The following is an 18,266-nucleotide window of genomic DNA, read 5'->3' on the forward strand; positions in this document are numbered from 1 at the left end:
CGGCTCGGCCCGGGCGGGGCGGGCTAGCGGAAACGGAATGCCTTCATCAGGCGCAGGCTCCGGCTCATCAACTCCGCGTACCGCTCGTCGTCCAGGCCGAGGGAGGGGGCCATCGGCAACAGCCGCTGGTGCGCGACGGTCTGGGCCTCCGTGTACTTGAGGATGCCCTCGGAGCCGTGCCGGCGGCCGAGGCCGGAGTCCTTCATGCCGCCCATCGGCGACTGGGCGCTGCCGTAGGCGGGCGCGTACCCCTCGTTGATGTTGACCGTGCCGGTGCGCAGCCGGGAGGCCACCGCGCGGCCGCGCCGGGCGTCCTTCGTCCAGACCGAGGCGTTCAGGCCGTACGGGGTGGAGTTGGCGCGTTCGACGGCCTCGTCGTCGGAGCCGAAGCGGTAGAGCGAGACGACCGGGCCGAAGGTCTCCTCCGCGCAGACGGTCATGGACTCCTCGACGCCGTCGAGGATGGTCGGCTCGTAGAAGTACGGCCCGACGTCCGGACGGGCCGTACCGCCCGCGATCACCTTCGCGCCCTTGCCGACGGCGTCCGCCACGTGCCGGGTGACGGCCTCCAGTTGGCGTTCGCCGACCAGGGAGCCCATGTCGGCGCCGTAGCTCAGGGAGGTGCCGAGGCGGATCGCGCGGGTCCGGGCGGCGAAGCGCTCCAGGAAGGCGTCGGCGACCGACTCGTGGACGTACAGCCGCTCGATGGAGATGCAGAGCTGGCCCGCGGAGGAGAAGCAGGCGCGGACGGCACCGGCGGCGGCCTTGTCCAGGTCGGCGTCCTCCAGGACCAGCATGGCGTTCTTGCCGCCGAGTTCGAGGGAGACGCCGACCAGGCGGGCGGCGGCGCTCCGGGCGACCTCACGGCCGGTGCGGGTGGAGCCGGTGAAGGAGACGTAGTCGGCGTGCCGGACGACCTCCGGACCGACGACCGGCCCCTCGCCGAGCACGACCTGGAAGACGTCGGCGGGCAGCCCGGCCTCGACCAGCAGGTCACGGGCCCAGAGCGCGGTGAGGCAGGTCTCCGTGTCGGGCTTCATCACGACCGCGTTGCCCGCGACGAACGCCGGGAGCGCGTCGCCGACGGACAGCTCCAGCGGGTAGTTCCAGGGCGCGATCTGGCCGACGACACCGCGCGGGTGGCGCAGTTCGGTGACCTTCGTGAGGGCCGGCATGGCGCCCGCGTGGCGCTTGGGCCGCAGATACGCGGCGGCCCGGCGGCCGTAGTGGCGGGCGGCGATGGCGACGGCCTGGACCTCCTCGTGGGCGTGCAGGCGGGCCTTGCCGGTCTCCAGCTGGATCAGGTCGAGCACCTCGGCCTGGCGCTCCAGCACCAGGTCGTGGAACCGGAGCAGGACGGCGGCGCGCCGCCGTACCGGGATCTGCGCCCACACGGCCTGGGCGGTGCGGGCCGCCGCGAAGGCCCGCTCCACGTCCTCGGGGGTCGACTCGGGGAGGTCCGCCAGCTTCTCGCCGGTGAAGGGCGTGTGGTTGGCGGTCCGCCCGGAACCGGCGACTCCCTTGGTGAGCTGGGCGACCAGTTCGGGAGTGACCACGTCGACCGCGGTGCGGGCGCCCGCCGGGGCGGGGGCGAGGGGGTTGGTACCGGTGGTGTCCCGGCTGGTCTGCACGTCCGTCATGAGCGGCAGGGTATGCCCACGCGGACACTTTGTGTACCCGCCGGTAACAGATTCACGGACCGCTCACACACCCTGCCAGTGAACGCTGGCAACAAACCCGCTGATCAGGGCGTTGATCGGTTCAGGGTGCGTCGACCGGCTCCTCGGCGGACTCCTTGGCGGATCCCTCGGCGGACTCCTCGATGTCCAGGTTGTCGATCACGGTCCGGGCCACCTCACGCCCGCGCTCCGTGAAGTCGCCCTTGCCCGGGTAGCTGATGGTGAGCTTGTACATGTCCTCGGCGGAGGTCCTGTAGTAGAAGATCCGCATCTCGCGCGGACGGGGGTTCTGGCTGTCGTCCGTGGTGTAGACGACGGTGTTCTCCGCGGCCTTCCTCCCCTTGTGGGTGAGGTTGGGCTTCGGGTGGGTCTTCGGGTTCGCCGGCATGTCGAGGGAGTAGTTGCCGGTCTCCTTGAAGCGCTTGTCGTCGTCGTACATCTCGGCGTCGGCGGAGCCCTCGATGGTGTTGCCGGTATCCTCGGCCTTCCGATCGAGTGTCAGGCCGACCCAGATGCTGCCGCTGTGGTCCGTGTACCTGACCCAGTGGTCCTTGTCCTTCTCCCGGTCGGGCACGGTTCGCTGATAGCCCTTCGGCACCGGCACGGACGCCGCGACGTCCTTCTCCTCGTGGATCTCCCAGCCGTCCGGCAGCGGCCCCGCGAAGGGGTCCGCGATCACCAGGTACGCGGCCACCGCTCCGGCGACGACCGCCGCCCCCAGACCGGCCAGCGTCCGGTAACCGATGCGGACACCACCCTTGCCGCCGGGCCCGGAACCGACCCCGGACCCGTCGCCGAGTCCCGGGGAGTGGACGACCTGCGTGGGCGGCGGCGCGGGCGGGTTGGCGACGGTTTCCAGCAGCGCCCGGACCTGCGCGGCGTTCGGGCGGTGCACCGGGTCCTTCTGCAGCAGTCCGGTGATGACCTCGGCCAGCGGCCCCTGCGCTACGGCCGGCGGCGCGGGCGCGGCATGCAGGATGGACTGGAGGGTCGCGGGCGTGTTGCTGCGCCGGAACGGCGAGACCCCCTCCGTGGCCGCGTACAGCACGACACCGAGGGACCACAGGTCGGAGGCGGGGCCGGGGCGCTGGCCCAGCACCCGCTCCGGCGCGATGTACTCGGGCGAACCGACGAAGCCGCCGGTGTCGGTCAGGTTGGTCTCGCCCTCGATCTGGGCGATGCCGAAGTCGGTGAGGACGACCCGGTCGTGCCGGCCGAGCAGCACGTTGTCCGGTTTCACGTCCCGGTGCAGGATGCCGGCCGCGTGCGCGGCCTCCAGCGCGCCGAGCACCTCCAGGCCGACCCTGGCCGCCTCGCGCGCGGAGAGGGTGCCCTCCTCCTGCAGTACGGCGCCCAGCGAGCGGCCCTGGACCAGTTCCATCACGATCCACGGCTGTCCGTCCACGACCGCGACGTCATGGACGTTGACCACCGCCGGGTGGTCGAGCCGGGCCGCGGCCCGGGCCTCGCGGCGCATTCGTTCGAAGGCGTTGGCGCGTTCGCGTTCGGGAAGGTGGTCCGGGACGCGGGGCTCCTTGACGGCGACCTCGCGGTCCACCGTCTCGTCCGCGGCCCGCCACACCGTGCCCATGCCGCCGTGCCCGAGCTTGGAGAGCAGCCGGTAACGACCGGCGATGAGCCGACCGACGCCGGGCTCCCGCGACGGCTGCGAGGAGGGCGGCGGTGAGTGGGGCGGCTGCGGCGGTTCCCGTCGGGTGTGCGCCTGCGGCGGCACCATCTGTGTGGGGGACGCGTACGGGTTGCCGGGATGCGGCATGGGCGCGGCCGGGTTCGGAACCCGGTCCGGGTGCGGGGTCGGCGGTTGCAGATCAAAACTCGTCGGCTCGTCTACCCCACCCTGGCGGGCTCCCCCGTGGCTGCTCATGCTCCATCCATATCGCGCCAACCCCTCACGGAGCCACTTCGAACAGCGTCCGGTCACAGACCCGTGACCCTGCCGGCGGCTTATCTCCGGTTTACGCCGCTATGCGGCCGGTGACGTCGCGCCGGACGTCACACCGGAGGGCGTGTCGGGCGGTATGTCGGACGGCGTGCCGGACGTGACGGACGCGCCGGGAGCCGTGGGGACGGTCGTGGGAGGCACCGCTGTGGGAGACGGCGTGGCCGACGGGCGACCCGTGCGGGACGGGCGTGGTGTATCGGACGGCCGGGGCTCCGGAGACTGGCTCGCGGGTGTCCGCGGTCCCGTGCTGGACGGCGTACCGCCGCCTCCGCTTCCGCCCCCGTCACCGTCATGGTCCAGGAGCAGCGCCGCCGCGGACACCCCGGCGCCCGCCATCGCGGCGACGGCCAGCGCGGCCACGAGCACGCTCCGCGTGGGCTGCCGGACCGGGTGTTCCCCGGCGAGGCCGTCGGCCGGGCGCCACCGCCCGACTCCTCCTCCGACAGCCCCTCTCCCGGCCCCGCTTCCTCCGGCCGTCCCCGCCCTGCCGGCCGCCCGTCCCTCGGTCTCCGTCGCCACGGCGTATCCGAGGGGCGGGTACTCCGGTGTGCGGCCCGTCTCGCGGAAGGCCCGCAGCATCCGCTCGGCCCGGTCCGCGTCCAGCCGCCGGTCGGGGTCGCGCTCCAGCAGGCCCCGTACGACGGGCAGGATCGGCCCGGCCTGCGCGGGCGGCCGTATCTCGTCGGTCACGACCGCGTGCACGACCCCGCCGATCGAGTCCCGGCGGAACGGCGACTCACCGCTGAGCACCGTGCACAGCAGGGCGCCGAGCGACCACAGGTCGGACTCGGGGCCGGTCCTGGCCCCGGACATCCGCTCGGGGGCGGTGTACTCGGGCGAGCCGACGAAGGAACCGGACTCGGTGAGCGTGGTGGCCCCCGCCACCTGCGCGATCCCGAAGTCGGTGAGGACGACCCGGTCGGTGCCGCGCTCCAGCAGCACGTTCGCGGGTTTGAGGTCGCGGTGCAGGACACCCGCCGCGTGGGCGCCGCGCAGCGCGCCGAGCAGATCGATGCCGATGCGCGCGGCCTCCGCGGCATCGACCGGGCCCCGCGTGGCGATACGGTCGGCCAGCGATCCGCCGTCGATCAACTCCAGCACGATGTACGGGCGTTCGTCGTCCTCGACGACATCGTGGACGATGATGATGTGCGGGTGGCTCAACTGGGCGAGCGCGCGTGCCTCACGGAGCGTACGGTCCCGCTGCCGCCGGGCCTCCGCCGCGGAGAGCGTCTCGTCGAGGGGGAGTTCCTTGACGGCGACGTCACGCCCGAGTAACTGGTCGGTCGCCCGCCACACCACGCTCATGCCGCCGCGGCCGAGCCTCTCCGCCAGCCGGTAACGGCCCGCTATGACACGGGCGTTGTTCCGTGCCGCCCCGTCTCCGGGCTCCCCCTCGGTCCCCATGGGCCCATCATGCCCCACCGGATGTGTCCCCTCCGGTGGGTCTATTCGGCCAAGCCTGCCCGCTACTGAGGTTCGCGCCATCCCTGCAGGATCGTTTCGAACTGCTTGCTCGTGGTGGCCCAGTCCTCGGCCGGGGCCGCCATGTAGAGCGCGTACTCGACCCCGTCGCGCGAGAGGTACATCTGGTCGACGGCCCGGTACGGCCCCGGGAACTTCGTGTCCTTGGGCAGCGCGGTCCAGATGTACTCGAGTCGCGCGCTCTTGCGGTCGCGGTAGACGCGGCGCTCCAGACCCACCTGCCGGTAGTCGACCAGCCGCTGCCCTATCTGCTGGTCCAGGTCTCTCAGGTGCTCGTACGGGTCGTCGAAGTCGGGGGAGTCGTCGGCGGCGATGCGGATGAAGTGCTTGCCGCCGTCGGGCGTGTAGTCGACCTGGCGGGTCTCCTCGTCGAAGACGACCCGCTCCCAGTCCTCACCGGGCAGGACGACGCTGAAGCCGAAGGGATCGGTGCGGCGCACCCAGCCCTCCGGCAGGTCGTCCGTCTGCTCGTCCCTCTGCCGTCCCGTCTGCTCGGTGTCGTCACCCGTGCCACCGGTCGTGTCGGGGGCGGGCTTGGGTCTGGTCGTGTCGAAAGGTGCCGCCGAGGTACCGCCACCGCCCCGTGCGTCGCCCTCGCCCTCGTGGAGCAGCGCCGCGGCGCTCCCGCCGACGAGTGCGGCCAGGACCACGACCAGGGCGATCAGGCGCGAGCGTCCGCGCCGCCCGGTCCCGGCGGCCACGTCCGCGGAAGGCGGTTGAACGGCCGTGGCACCCACACCGACCCCGGGCCCGTACGGCGAGGGCGACGGCGTCGGCACAGGGGCGGGAGCGGGAGCGGATACGGGCGCGGGTACGTCGACGACCTGCGTCGGCACGTACATCTGCGCCGAGTTCGGCCGACGCCCCTCCGCGGCCTCGGCGAGCATCTGCTCGGTCTCCGCCGCGTCGGGCCGCATGGCCGGATCCTTGCGCAGGAGCGCGCTGATGACGGGCGCGAGCGGGCCGGCGTACCGAGGTTCACCGGCCTCCTCCTCGACGACCGCCTGCATGGTGGTCAGCGGGGATGTCCGGCGGAACGGCGATCTGCCCTCCACCGCCGTGTACAGCGTGGCACCGAGCGCCCAGAGGTCGGAGGAGGGGCCGGGATCCTGGCCGCGGATGCGCTCGGGTGCGAGATAGTCGACCGAGCCGACGACCTCTCCGGTCCGGGTGATCGCCGTGTCACCCTCTATCTGCGCGATGCCGAAGTCGGTGAGCAGCACGCGCCCGTCGCCGCCGAGGAGCACGTTGCCGGGCTTGACGTCACGGTGCACCACACCGGCGGCGTGCGCGGCCCGCAGGGCGCGCAGCACCCACAGACCGATCCGTGCCGCCTCGCGGGGCTCGACACGCTCCCGCTCGTTGACGGCGTCGGCGAGCGAGTGGCCTTCGACCAGCTCCATGACGATCCAGGGGCGGCCGTCGTGCTCCAGTACGTCGTGCACCGTGACGACCGCGGAGTGGTTGATCCGTGCCGCCGCGCGCGCCTCGGCGCGGGTGCGCGCCAGCAGCCTGGCCTGCTCGCTCTCGGGGACGTAGAGAGCGGCGGTCAGCTCCTTGACCGCGACGGATCGGTGCAGCACCTCGTCATGCGCGTGCCACACCCGGCCCATGCCACCGCTGCCGATGGCTTCACCCAGCCGGTAGCGGCCCGCGACGAGCTGCCCCTGTATCTCATTCACCTTGCCCCGCAATGGTCTTGACAACCTCAGGGTAGGTACCCGGGTCGGCCCTGGGAACCGAAGAGGGGCCATGGAGACCGCACTGTGATGGTTGTCGCTGTACGGGACGGAAAGCAACCAAAGTGCCTGCGGAGGCGTACGCCCCTCGGGCTCCTCCCTTCCGCTTCCCCGCCGCTTCCCTTCCGCTTCCCCGCCGCTTCTCCGGTCAGCCGGTGAACCGGTATGTCGTCGACGCCTGCTCGAACAGCCGGCTCACCTCGTCCCGTTCGCCCTCCGGGCCCCGCACCTGCACGACGTGGTACCGGCCGTCGATCAACGCCGCGAGGTTACGGACGTACAGCTCGCCCCCGTCGCCGCCGGTCCAGGTGAACTGTCCCTCGGCCATGCTCCGTCCGCCCACCTCGATGGTCTTCAGCCCGGTGGACGTGGCCCAGCTGGAGTCGCGGTACGGCTGGAGCTCACGCTCGTCGTCCCGCTGGTAGGCCATCGGGTCGTCGCCGTACTGCGAGGCACTGTCCCGGCCCGGTACGACGATCAGCTCGAAGTCGCCGCTGGAGTAGACGACCTGGCCGCTGCCGTTCTTCCCGGTGCGCTGCCATCCCTCGGCGACGGCGACCCGGAAGCCCTCCGGATCCTTGCGCAGGGTGAAGCCCTTGGCGGCGTCGGGGCCGGTGGTCTGCGTCTCGTTCGACCCGGCCGACTCCTCGGCGCCGCCCTCCGGGCTCTTCGGGCTCTTCGGGTCGTCCGGTTTCGCCGAGGAGTCGTCGGCGCCCGGCGCTCCCCCGGCCTCCCGCGACGGAGACGCCCCGCCGACCTCTCCGGCGGCACCGGTACGGTCGGCCGCGCCCCCGGTCCCCTCTCCGGCCTTCGGCATGAACAGGACGGCGTACGCGATCGCCGCGGCCATGGCGAACAGCACCAGCAGGAGCAGGGTGCGGCCCAGCCGGCGCGGGGACCCCGACTCCTGTTTGGCCCGCTTGTGCCGTCCGTGGTGCGCGGGCAGCGCGGCGCGGCGTCTGCGCACCAGCTCGCCCCGGCGGCGCACGACGGGCAGCCGGCTGGTGTCGACCGGCGGTGCCGCTATGACGTGTACGCCGGCCTCCGGCTCGGGCGCCGACCGCACCAGTGAGCGCAGCCAGCCGCGCAACTCCTCGAAGTCCAGCCGCTCGGTGGGGTCCTGACGCAGCAGCGACTCCACGACCGGCCTGAGCGGTCCGCACTCCTCGGCGAACGCGGGGGGTTCGGCGCACACCATCTGCACCAGTTCGGCCGTCGACTCCTCCGGGTAGGGCGCGTGGCCCTGCACGGCCCGGAACAGGAGCGCGCCCAGCGCCCACAGATCGGTCGCGGGGCCGATGGGCGCGGCCAGCTGCCAGTTCTCGTGCACGGGCCCGGCCTGCTCCGGCGCCCACCGCTCCGTCACGGGGCCGACGACGGCCATCCGCGCCTGCCGTGCCCGCTCGGCGGCCAGCGCGGTGGTGGGGGCCCGGCGCGCGGGCGCGTGGGCCGCCGGATCGTCCCAGCGGGCGGGCGGGGCGGCCCCGCCGGACGGGGCGAAGCCTCCCGAATCCGCCGCATCGGTCGCGGGGGCGGTCGCCGGGCCGGTCGCCGGGCTGAGCGCGGGTGCTGACGTGGAACCGCCGGGCGGCAACGCGGCTGGGGGTCCCCCCTGCTCGAAGAGCTTGGGGGAGGGCCTGCCGGTGGTTCCCACGCCGTAGGGGTCGGCTATCTGCCCCGGCGGGACCGCACCGGTCTGCTGTGCCTCCTGCACCCGGGCGGCGGCGCGGGTGCCCGCCCGGTACGCGGCGATCGCCCCCGCGCGTGCGGCCCTGACCTCCCCGGCGCTGTCGACGGGCCGTGGGGCCGCCGCGGCGGAGGTGCCGTTGGCCGGGTTCGCCGTCCCGTCACCGGGCAATCGGCCGGCCCGCGCCTCGATGGCGGCCCGCCGTGCGGCGTCGGGGTTCGGGTCCGGCTCGGCCGTGAAGCCAGGGGGCCACGACGGGGTGCGCTGCGGAGCCGAAGCGCCCCTGCCCGCGCCTGTACCCGTGGGCGCCACCGGTCCCAGCTCCCCGAGCTCCCCCGCCCCCGGCACCCCGGCGTTCGGAACGACGGCATCCGGAACCTCCGTGCCCGAAACGGGAGCACCCGAAGCGGGAGGGGACGCGACGAGGGGATCCTCGGCAGGCACCGGGTCGTACCCGCACAGCGCCTCCTCCGCCGCGCCGACGGCGAGACCGGTGAGCATCACCCGGCCGTCGTCGCAGACCAGCACCGTGCGCGGGGTGATGTTCCGGTGCACCCAGCCGTGGGCGTGCAGGACCCGCACCGCCATCAGGACGTCCGAGGCGACCTCGGCCGCCCGGTACGGAGTCAGCGGCTGCTCGGCCAGCAGCGCCGCCAACGGTCGGGCGGACACCAGTTCGCTGACGATCCACAGGGAACCGCCCTCCGCGAACACGTCGAAGACCTGGTCCAGCCGCGGATGGTCGGGGATGGCCGCCGCGGCCTGCGCGGCCTCGACCGCGCGCCGCGCCACGGGGTCGGTGGGCCGCCGCACACCCGCGCGGTCGCCGGTACGTCCGGCGGCCCGCCGGACGCTTCCGTCACGCGCCGTGAAACCGTCGGGCAGCCCCTCCGCGTCGAGCACCTCGGCCTCGACGACCTCCGGCAACGGCACCTGCCTGACCAGGACTTCCTGCCCGCTGTAGGTGTCGAAGGCGCGGGTCTCGGTCAGTTCGTACTCGTCGGAGGGAGGCAGCGGCAGGCGGTAGCGATCGGCGAGAACTCGTCCCGCGTATTCGTCCACTGTGCCTCCCCCGGCGATATGGTCGGTCGGTTCCGCTCGCCCGGCGGCCCGTTCCGGCTGCGTACGGTCTGCGAACACTCACGATACGTGCCGGAGGCAACCCGCAGTGAGGGGATGCCAGATCTCACTCCCCAATCAAGCGGGCGTCCATGCTCAGGACTTGGGCTCGAAGGACTGCGTCAGCACCTGCCACGTCCCCTTGCGCTGCTCACCGTCCCAGTCGGCGGCCTTCGCCGAGTACATCAGCGCGTACCCGTACCGGCCGTCGACGACGAAGCCCCGGTCTATGGTCCGGTACTTCGTCCCCCCGTCCATGGAGGTGAACTCCCAGTCGGCGGTGTTCCACCCCCGGTAGTCCACCGCCTCTATGCGGATCCTCTCGTACTGCGGACGCACCATGCCGCGTTCCTGCCTCTTCCAGTCGGCCACCGGGTCGCCCTGCGGCGTGGACGTCCAGGCGACGAGCAACCGCTGTCCGTCGGGCCCGGTGAAGCGGTCGCCGGCCCCGTCCGTCGACCGGTACTGCCAGCCCTCGGGCAGTCCGATCGAGTAGCCCTGGCTCCCGTTGTGCGTCGCCTTCACCGCCGAGGCGCCGTCCCCGTCCCCGGCCGCGTCGTCGGCCTCGCTCTCCTCCGAACCGGCGTCGCCGGACTCCGGTTCCCCTCCCGCGCCGGTTTTCGGGTCCACCGACTCGTTCGCCGCACCATCGGTACCGGTTTCGTCCTCGGCGTTCTTGGTGCCGGTCTCGGCCCCGGTGCCCTCGGCGTTCTTGGTGTCGGCGCCGGGTGCCTGGCTGGAGGCGACCTTGTCCGCGCCGCCGCCCTTCGCCCCCGCGCCGTTCTCGTCGCCATCACCGCTGAGCACGATGGCCAGCACGGTACCGAGCACGGCGAGCACCACGACCGCCGCGATGACGACCAGCGTCCGCCGCGGCACCACGTCGGTGAGCGACGCCTTCGGCGCGGACCTCGCCGGCAGATCCGGCGGCGTCATCACGGGCCATCCCGAACTCCGCCCGCCGGGAGCCTGGTTCGACGCCTTGCCGGGTGCCGGGTGCGGCGTCGGACCCGAGCCCGCACCGGAGCCACGGGGTGAACCCGGTGTCGAGGCCGAGGCCGGCCCGGACCCCGAGGGGGACCCCACAGCCGGCCTCCCCTCGGCCCGGGTTCCGGCCGCCGCACCGGATGTCGTGCCGGCCGCCGAACTTCCGACGCCACCGCCGGACTTGGCGCGTGTCGTCGCCGCGGCGCCGGCCGAGCCGGCGGCCACCGCCGCTTTCCGCACGGAACGCATCGCACCGCGCAGTCGCTCCCCGGCCTCCTCGCCCCGCCTGCTTCCGCCACCGGCACGCCCATCGGGCTGTTCGGGCAGCGGCACGACCTTCGTCGCGTCCGCAGGTTCCGGGTCGCTCCGCTTGCCCCCGGGTGCGTGGATCACCGCGCTCAGCATGGCCCGCGCGCGGGTGTCGTCGAGCCGCTGGGCGGGGTCCTTGTTGAGCAGCCCGTAGATGACGTCCCTGAGCGGTCCCGCGTTCCTGGGCTCCTCGAGCGGCTCGGTCATCACCGCCGTGAGCGTCGCGATCGCGGAACCCTTGTCGTACGGCGGCGTACCCTCCACCGCCGCGTACAGCAGCCCGCCGAGCGACCAGAGGTCGGCCGCCGGCCCCGGCTTGTGCCCGCGGGCCCGCTCCGGGGAGATGTAGGAGGGGGCGCCGACGAGCATGCCGGTCGAGGTGATGGACGGGTCACCCTCGACCTGGGCGATACCGAAGTCGGTGAGCACGACCCGGCCGTCCTCGGCGATCAGCACGTTCGACGGCTTCACGTCCCGGTGCAGAATGCCCTCCCGGTGCGCGGAGCGCAGCACGTCGAGCACCGCGAGCCCGACCTCGGCGGCACGCCGGGGCTCCAGCAGGCCGTCCTCCCGGATGGCTTCGGCGAGCGACTTGCCCTCCACGAGCTCCATCACGATCCAGGGCCGGTCGTCCTCCTGGACCACGTCGAAGACCGTCACGGCATTGTTGTTGCGGATTCGAGCGATCGCCTTGGCCTCGCGCAGCGTCCGTGTGATCAGCCGCCGCTTCTCCTCCTCGTCGATGCTCGACGGGAACCGGAGTTCCTTGACGGCGACCGTCCGGCCCAGGGTCTCGTCCACGGCTCGCCACACCGTCCCCATGCCGCCGCGGCCGAGCACATCTCCCAGCCGGTACCGCCCGGCGAGGAGACGTGCGCTCTCGTCCTGACGGGGTGTCCCCGCCCGCTCCGGCTCCGACATGCGTCCCCTCATGCAACCCGCCCTGACAGAGACTTCATTGTCCCTCACCCGACAAGTGCTCCACGCCCAGGGTGCCCCTGACGACACCTCATACCCGGCGCACCCGGAACCCGGGGGAAGGACGTGTTCCGCCACCTTGCATGATGTCCCTCCGACGAGAGGGGAACCGGGATGCCGCCGCCTCGGACACTGCTGGCCATCGCTGTGTCCGTGGCTTCGCTCGCCCTGACCCCGACCGCTTCCTCGACTCTGCCGGCCCCGCCGGCGGACGCGCTCCTCCCGTTGCTGGTCACACAGGGTGGAGCCCCGGCGGCAGCCCTCCTTGCCCTGGAGGAGACCGGCTCGCGTTATGCCTCCGCCGGCGAGGGCATCACCCGGGCCGACCACTTCCGCGCCGGCAGCGTCACGAAGACGTTCATCGCGACGGTCGTCCTGCAACTGGCGGACGAGCACCGCCTGTCGCTCTCCGACACCGTGGAGAAACATCTTCCGGGACTGGTGCGAGGAGCGGGCAACGACGGTCGCGCGCTGACCCTGCGTTCCCTGCTCAACCACACCAGCGGCCTGTACGACTTCGCCGAGGACACCGGTGGCACCGTCCCCGTCACTCCACGTCAGGCACTGCGCATCGCACTCACCCACTCCCCGGCCGACCCCGGCCGCTTCACCTACTCGAACACCAACTACGCCCTGCTCGGCCTGGTCGTCGAACGCGTCACCGGCCACTCGTACGCCACCGAGGCCGAGCGGCGCATCATCTCCCCTCTGCGTCTGACGGGCACCTCCTTTCCCGGCTCCCGCACCTCGCTGCCCGCTCCACACGGCCGCGCCTACTCCACCGACGGAACCGACGTCACCGAACTCGACCCGCGGGTGGCCGGCGCCGCAGGCGAGCTGGTGACCACGCTCGCCGATCTGGACCGCTTCTACGCGAGTCTGCTCGGCGGTGGACTGCTCCCCCCGCGTCAACTGCGCGAGATGCTCGACACCCGTGCCGCACACGGCTCGTACGGCATGGGCCTGTTCCCCGTGAAGCTTCCGTGCGGCACCACCGTGTGGGGGCACAACGGATACATCTCCGGCAGTTACGTGCGCACCGCAACCACCGCCGACGGCGGGCATGCCCTCACCCTCCGGGTGAACACGGACGCGATAGCGGATCCCGGTCTCATATCCGCGGTGCTCGCGGCCGAGTTCTGCCCTCGCACCTGGTAGAACGCCCGGGTTCCGGACGGAGATCCCAGTTCACGACACTCGTTCGAGTGAAATTTGAGTGAAAGCAGCCTTCGGACCCGGGCGGCCTACATCGGAACGATGTCCGGCGCTCCCAGCCGTGCCGCGTCCGCCGTCAGGTCGTCCGGCTGGCGCTGCGACTCCCGTTCGGCCTCCACCCGCTTCTCGTAGTGCTGTACCTCGCGCTCGATCCGGTCCTTGTCCCAGCCCAGCACCGGCGCCATCAGCTCGGCGGCCTCCCGTGCGCTGCGCGTACCCCGGTCGAACGTCTCGATCGATATGCGGGTGCGCCGGGTCAGCACGTCGTCCAGGTGGCGCGCCCCCTCGTGCGAGGCGGCGTAGGTGATCTCGGCGCGCAGATAGTCGTCGGCCGCCTGCAGCGGTTCGCCCAGCGAGGGGTCCTGGGCGATCAGTTCCAGGACCTCCTCCGCCAGCGTCCCGTACCGGTTCAGCAGATGCTCGACCCTCACCACGTGCAGTCCGGTGCGCGCGGCGATCCGCGCCCGCGCGTTCCACAACGCCCGGTACCCCTCGGCGCCCACCAGCGGTGTGTCCTCGGTGACGCAGGCGGCGACGCGTACGTCGAGACCGTGCACGGCCTCGTCCACCGCGTCCTTGGCCATCACCCGGTACGTCGTGTACTTGCCGCCCGCGACCACGACGAGTCCGGGGACGGGATGCGCCACGGTGTGCTCCCGCGACAGCTTGCTGGTGGCGTCGGACTCCCCTGCGAGCAGGGGCCGGAGGCCGGCGTACACGCCCTGGACGTCGTCCCTGCCGAGCGGGACCGCGAGCACCGAGTTCACATGCTCGAGCAGATAGTCGATGTCCGCGCTGGACGCGGCCGGGTGCGCCTTGTCCAGGTCCCAGCCGGTGTCCGTGGTCCCGACGATCCAGTGCCGGCCCCACGGGATGACGAACAGTACGGACTTCTCCGTGCGCAGGATGAGCCCGGTCGTGGAGTGGATGCGGTCCTTGGGGACGACCAGGTGGATGCCCTTGGAGGCCCGTACGTGGAACTGGCCCCGCTCGCCCACCATCGCCTGGGTGTCGTCGGTCCACACCCCGGTGGCGTTGACGACCTGCTTGGCACGGACCTCGTACTCCCCGCCGCCCTCGACATCCCGCACCCGGGCGCCGACGACCCGTTCACCCTCGCGCAGGAACCCGGTCACCCGGGCACGGTTGGCGACTCGCGCGCCGTACGCCGCCGCGGTGCGCACCAGGGTCGCCACGAACCGGGCGTCGTCCATCTGGGCGTCGTAGTACTGCAACGCCCCGACCAGGGTGTCCTTCTTCAGACACGGGGCCACACGCAGTGCGTGACGACGGCTCAGATGCCGGTGCACGGGCAGCCCGCGGCCATGCCCCGGGGCCATCGACATGGTGTCGTAGAGCGCGACGCCCGCCCCGGCGTACAGCCGCTCCCAGCCCCTGTGCTGCAACGGGTAGAGGAACGGCACCGGCTTCACCAGATGCGGGGCGAGTTTCTCCAGCAGCAGGCCCCGCTCCTTCAACGCCTCCCGCACGAGGGCGAAGTCGAGCATCTCCAGATAGCGCAGACCGCCGTGGATGAGTTTGCTGGACCGACTGGAGGTACCCGACGCCCAGTCACGCGCCTCGACCAGTCCCGTGGACAGACCGCGGGTCACGGCGTCGAGCGCGGTGCCGGCGCCCACCACACCGCCGCCCACCACCAGGACGTCCAGCTCACGCTCGGCCATGGATGCGAGTGACTCGGCGCGCTCCGCCGGTCCCAGTGTCGCTGTCCTCACCGCTGCCTCCCGCTCGTCGGTCGCATCGGCCGCACCCGTGGGGCGAAGCCCGGTCCCCCTCCCTCATGCCCAAATTCTGGCCGGGTTGCCCGACTCCAGCCACCGCTCACTCCCAAGCCTGTGGACAACCCTCGCGGCGACTCGCCGAAACTCGACCGACCAATACAGCAAATCGGTCATATTTACTCCTAGTCTGACATTGCGCTCGCTCGTTCTGTCCACAGGGCTTGCGCGCCTGTCCCGCTTCGGTTACTGGGAAGGACGGCCCACGCCATGCCCGCAGATCTCGCCGTCATCGGACTCGGCCCGTACGGCCTGCCCCTGGCCCAGGCAGCCGTCACCGCCGGTATCCCCACCATCGGCTACCGGACCGGCCCGGAGGCCTCCTCCCTCAGCCCCGCCGAACTGCGCCGCATGGTCGCGCAGGGATTCCGGGTGATGACCAGCCCGGTCGAACTCGGCCGGGTACGGACGGCGGTCATCTGCGCACCGGCCCCACCCGGCGTGGAAGGCGGGCTGGACCTCAGCCAGGTGGAGACGGCCGCCCGCACCCTGGCCGCGCGGCTGCGTCCCCACACCACGGTGATCCTCGAGTCGCCGGCCCCACCCGGGACGACCGAGGGGCTCCTGCGCCCCCTGCTCGAATCCGGATCCGGGCTCCGCGCGGGCCGCGACTTCCACCTCGCCTACTCCCCCAGCCGCGTCGATCCCGGCAACCGCGACTTCACCCCCGCCAACACCCCACAGGTCATCGGCGGGCTCACCCCGGCCTGCACCGAGTCGGCCGCCGCGTTCTACGGGAGACTCACCGACAAGGTCGTACGCGCGCGCGGCCCACGGGAAGCGGAGACCGTGCAGTTGCTGGAGACCAACTTCCGGCACGTCAACACCGCCCTCGTCAACGAGATGGCCGTGCTCTGCCACGACCTGGGCGTCGACCTGTGGGACGTCATCCGCTGCGCGGAGACCAAACCCTTCGGTTTCCACGCCTTCCGCCCCGGCCCCGGCGTCGGCGGCCACGCCGTCGCCCAGGACCTGACCGCCCACACCGGCCGCACCCTGCGGATGGCGGAACTCGCCCAGCAGGTCAACGGACGGATGCCGCACTACGTCGTACAGCGCGCCGCCGCGCTCCTCAACGAACACGGCAAGTCGGCCCGCGGCGCACGCGTGCTGCTCCTCGGCGTCACCTACAAGGCCGACCTCGCCGACCAGCAGGGCAGCCCCGCGCAGGAGATCGCGACGCGGCTGATGGAGCTGGGCGCCTCCGTCAGCTACCACGACCCGCACGTCCCGTCCTGGAGCGTGCTCGACCGCCCCCTCCCGCGCGCCGACTCCCTGTACGAGGCCGCCGCCGACGCCGACCTGACGATCCTGCTCCAGCAGCACCGCACCTACGACCTGCAGGGCCTGTCGGTGAAGGCCCAGCTGCTGCTGGACACACGCGGGGCCACCCCGACGGGGGCGGCGCACCGGTTGTGAGAGGGGGCGCCCAGGGCCCGCCGTGCTCCAGGAGCCGGTGGTAGGCGGCATTCTGCGTGAGTACCTTGGGATTCGGGTGGAGGCCACCGCAGCGGCTGACTGCGGCAGGCCCCAGATGGATCACGGAGTGTCCACCCCTATGCCTCTTAGGGGTGGCCGCTCACCATCCAAAGATCCGCAAGACCCACCTCCCCGGTACCGGACCAGCCGCCGGCGAATCCGGTACCGTACAAAAAGTGGGGCCCACCGCAGCGGCTAACTGCGGCAGGCCCCAGATGGATCACGGAGTGTCCACCCCTATGCCTCTTAGGGGTGGCCGCTCACCATCCAAAGATCCGCAAGACCCACCTCCTCCGGCACTTCACCGTCCACAGACGGATACGGTCCCAGCGGGTGGGCTTGCGGTGGCGACCCATGGGCACGCCCCCTTCCACGAGGCCGCCCGTCAGCCCGGTTGGGCGGTCCGTTCAGAATCGGTCCGGGCCCCGAAGGGCGAGGTCCGGAACGTGTCCTTGGAAGGGGGCGACCCCGAGAGCTGAGCCGCCGAACACGGACACTATCGACTCGAAACGGCCTTTCCTCCGGCATTCACCCCGAAAGCAACCGCACGCCCCCCTACCGCCCCACGCGCCCCCACCACCACTCCCCCACCCGTACACACGACGGGGCTCGGCCACCCCACATGCCGGTGGGGTGGCCGAGCCCCGTCATCACTCTCAAGGGCGTCCGCCGCGCTCAAGGCGAGCGCGGCAGCACGTCACCGCCGGTGCTGCGAGTCCGCCACCGTCACCTCGACGCGCTGGAACTCCTTCAGCTCGCTGTACCCGGTGGTGGCCATGGCGCGGCGCAGGGCGCCGAAGAGGTTCATCGAGCCGTCGGGCGTGTGCGACGGGCCGGTGAGGATCTCCTCGATGGTGCCGACGGTGCCGAGGTCGACCTTCATGCCACGCGGCAGCTCCTCGTTCACCGCTTCCATGCCCCAGTGGTTGCCCTTGCCCGGGCCGTCGGTGGCGCGCGCGAGCGGGGAGCCCATCATCACCGCGTCGGCGCCGCAGGCGATCGCCTTGGGCAGGTCGCCCGACCAGCCGACGCCGCCGTCCGCGATCACGTGCACGTACCGGCCGCCGGACTCGTCCATGTAGTCGCGGCGGGCGGCGGCCACGTCGGCGACCGCGGTGGCCATGGGGACCTGGATGCCCAGCACGTTGCGGGTGGTGTGTGCGGCGCCGCCGCCGAAGCCCACCAGGACGCCGGCCGCGCCGGTGCGCATCAGGTGCAGGGCCGCGGTGTAGGTGGCGCAGCCGCCGACGATCACCGGGACGTCCAGTTCGTAGATGAACTGCTTCAGGTTGAGCGGCTCGTGCGAGCTGGAGACGTGCTCCGCGGAGACCGTCGTCCCGCGGATCACGAAGATGTCCACGCCCGCGTCGACGACGGCCTTGGAGAACTGGGCGGTGCGCTGCGGGGAGAGCGCGGCCGCGGTGACGACGCCGGAGTCGCGCACCTCCTTGATGCGCTGCCCGATCAGCTCCTCCTTGATGGGGGCGGTGTAGATCTCCTGGAAACGGCGCGTGGCCGACTCGGCGTCCAGTTCGGCGATCTCGTCGAGCAGCGGCTGCGGGTCCTCGTACCGCGTCCACAGCCCTTCGAGGTTCAGCACACCGAGACCGCCGAGCTCGCCGATGCGGATCGCCGTGGCCGGCGAGACGACCGAGTCCATGGGGGCTGCCAGGAAGGGCAGCTCGAAGCGGTAGGCGTCGATCTGCCAGGCGATCGAGACCTCCTTCGGGTCCCGCGTACGGCGGCTGGGGACGACGGCGATGTCGTCGAAGGCGTACGCCCGGCGGCCCCGCTTGCCTCGCCCGATCTCGATCTCAGTCACGTCTG

The 18,266-nt window shown here is 72.2% G+C and carries 10 protein-coding genes; 2 read left to right on the forward strand and 8 right to left on the reverse strand.

Annotated features, from left to right (window positions below; translation table 11 throughout):
- Positions 1-23 precede the first annotated feature (23 nt).
- The 6 genes from ACTWJ9_RS12705 to ACTWJ9_RS12730 form a co-directional block, all read right to left on the reverse strand.
- A complete protein-coding gene (locus tag ACTWJ9_RS12705; RefSeq protein ID WP_443295729.1) occupies positions 24-1,640 on the reverse strand; it encodes a succinic semialdehyde dehydrogenase in 1,617 nt (538 codons plus the stop codon).
- A gap of 121 nt (positions 1,641-1,761) precedes the next feature.
- On the reverse strand, positions 1,762-3,564 hold the full coding sequence (locus tag ACTWJ9_RS12710; protein ID WP_279334379.1) for a serine/threonine-protein kinase: 1,803 nt from the start codon (positions 3,562-3,564) through the stop codon (positions 1,762-1,764).
- Between the two features lie 99 nt (positions 3,565-3,663).
- Entirely contained in the window at positions 3,664-5,049 is a 1,386-nt protein-coding gene (locus tag ACTWJ9_RS12715; RefSeq protein ID WP_443295730.1) for a protein kinase domain-containing protein, read from the reverse strand.
- 62 nt (positions 5,050-5,111) lie between these two features.
- Positions 5,112-6,800 carry a serine/threonine-protein kinase gene (locus ACTWJ9_RS12720; RefSeq protein WP_387035920.1) on the reverse strand — a complete coding sequence of 563 codons (1,689 nt, stop codon included), beginning with the start codon at positions 6,798-6,800 and terminating at the stop codon, positions 5,112-5,114.
- 214 nt (positions 6,801-7,014) lie between these two features.
- Positions 7,015-9,615 (reverse strand): protein kinase, encoded by a 2,601-nt coding sequence (locus tag ACTWJ9_RS12725; protein ID WP_443295731.1) that lies wholly within the window; start codon positions 9,613-9,615, stop codon positions 7,015-7,017.
- 153 nt (positions 9,616-9,768) lie between these two features.
- Positions 9,769-11,889, reverse strand: coding sequence for a serine/threonine-protein kinase (locus ACTWJ9_RS12730; RefSeq protein ID WP_387035849.1), 2,121 nt, complete (start codon positions 11,887-11,889; stop codon positions 9,769-9,771).
- Between the two features lie 171 nt (positions 11,890-12,060).
- On the opposite strand from ACTWJ9_RS12730, the gene ACTWJ9_RS12735 reads away from it, so the two are divergent.
- Complete coding sequence (locus ACTWJ9_RS12735; protein ID WP_387035847.1) at positions 12,061-13,104, forward strand: serine hydrolase domain-containing protein; 1,044 nt, start codon at positions 12,061-12,063, stop codon at positions 13,102-13,104.
- Positions 13,105-13,190: 86 nt separating this feature from the next.
- Here the strand turns inward: ACTWJ9_RS12735 and ACTWJ9_RS12740 are convergent, their stop codons facing one another.
- Positions 13,191-14,897: a glycerol-3-phosphate dehydrogenase/oxidase gene (locus tag ACTWJ9_RS12740; protein WP_279334384.1), complete on the reverse strand. Its 1,707-nt coding sequence runs from the start codon at positions 14,895-14,897 to the stop codon at positions 13,191-13,193.
- A 273-nt stretch (positions 14,898-15,170) separates the two neighbouring features.
- Here ACTWJ9_RS12740 and ACTWJ9_RS12745 point away from each other — a divergent pair, with 273 nt between their 5' ends.
- Positions 15,171-16,379: a nucleotide sugar dehydrogenase gene (locus ACTWJ9_RS12745; protein ID WP_387035844.1), complete on the forward strand. Its 1,209-nt coding sequence runs from the start codon at positions 15,171-15,173 to the stop codon at positions 16,377-16,379.
- 757 nt (positions 16,380-17,136) lie between these two features.
- Here the strand turns inward: ACTWJ9_RS12745 and ACTWJ9_RS12750 are convergent.
- Complete coding sequence (locus ACTWJ9_RS12750; RefSeq protein WP_279334386.1) at positions 17,137-18,261, reverse strand: GuaB3 family IMP dehydrogenase-related protein; 1,125 nt, start codon at positions 18,259-18,261, stop codon at positions 17,137-17,139.
- Positions 18,262-18,266 lie beyond the last annotated feature (5 nt).

It is taken from the genome of Streptomyces sp. GDS52 (genome assembly GCF_052246875.1).
Classification (GTDB): Bacteria; Actinomycetota; Actinomycetes; order Streptomycetales; family Streptomycetaceae; genus Streptomyces; species Streptomyces cathayae.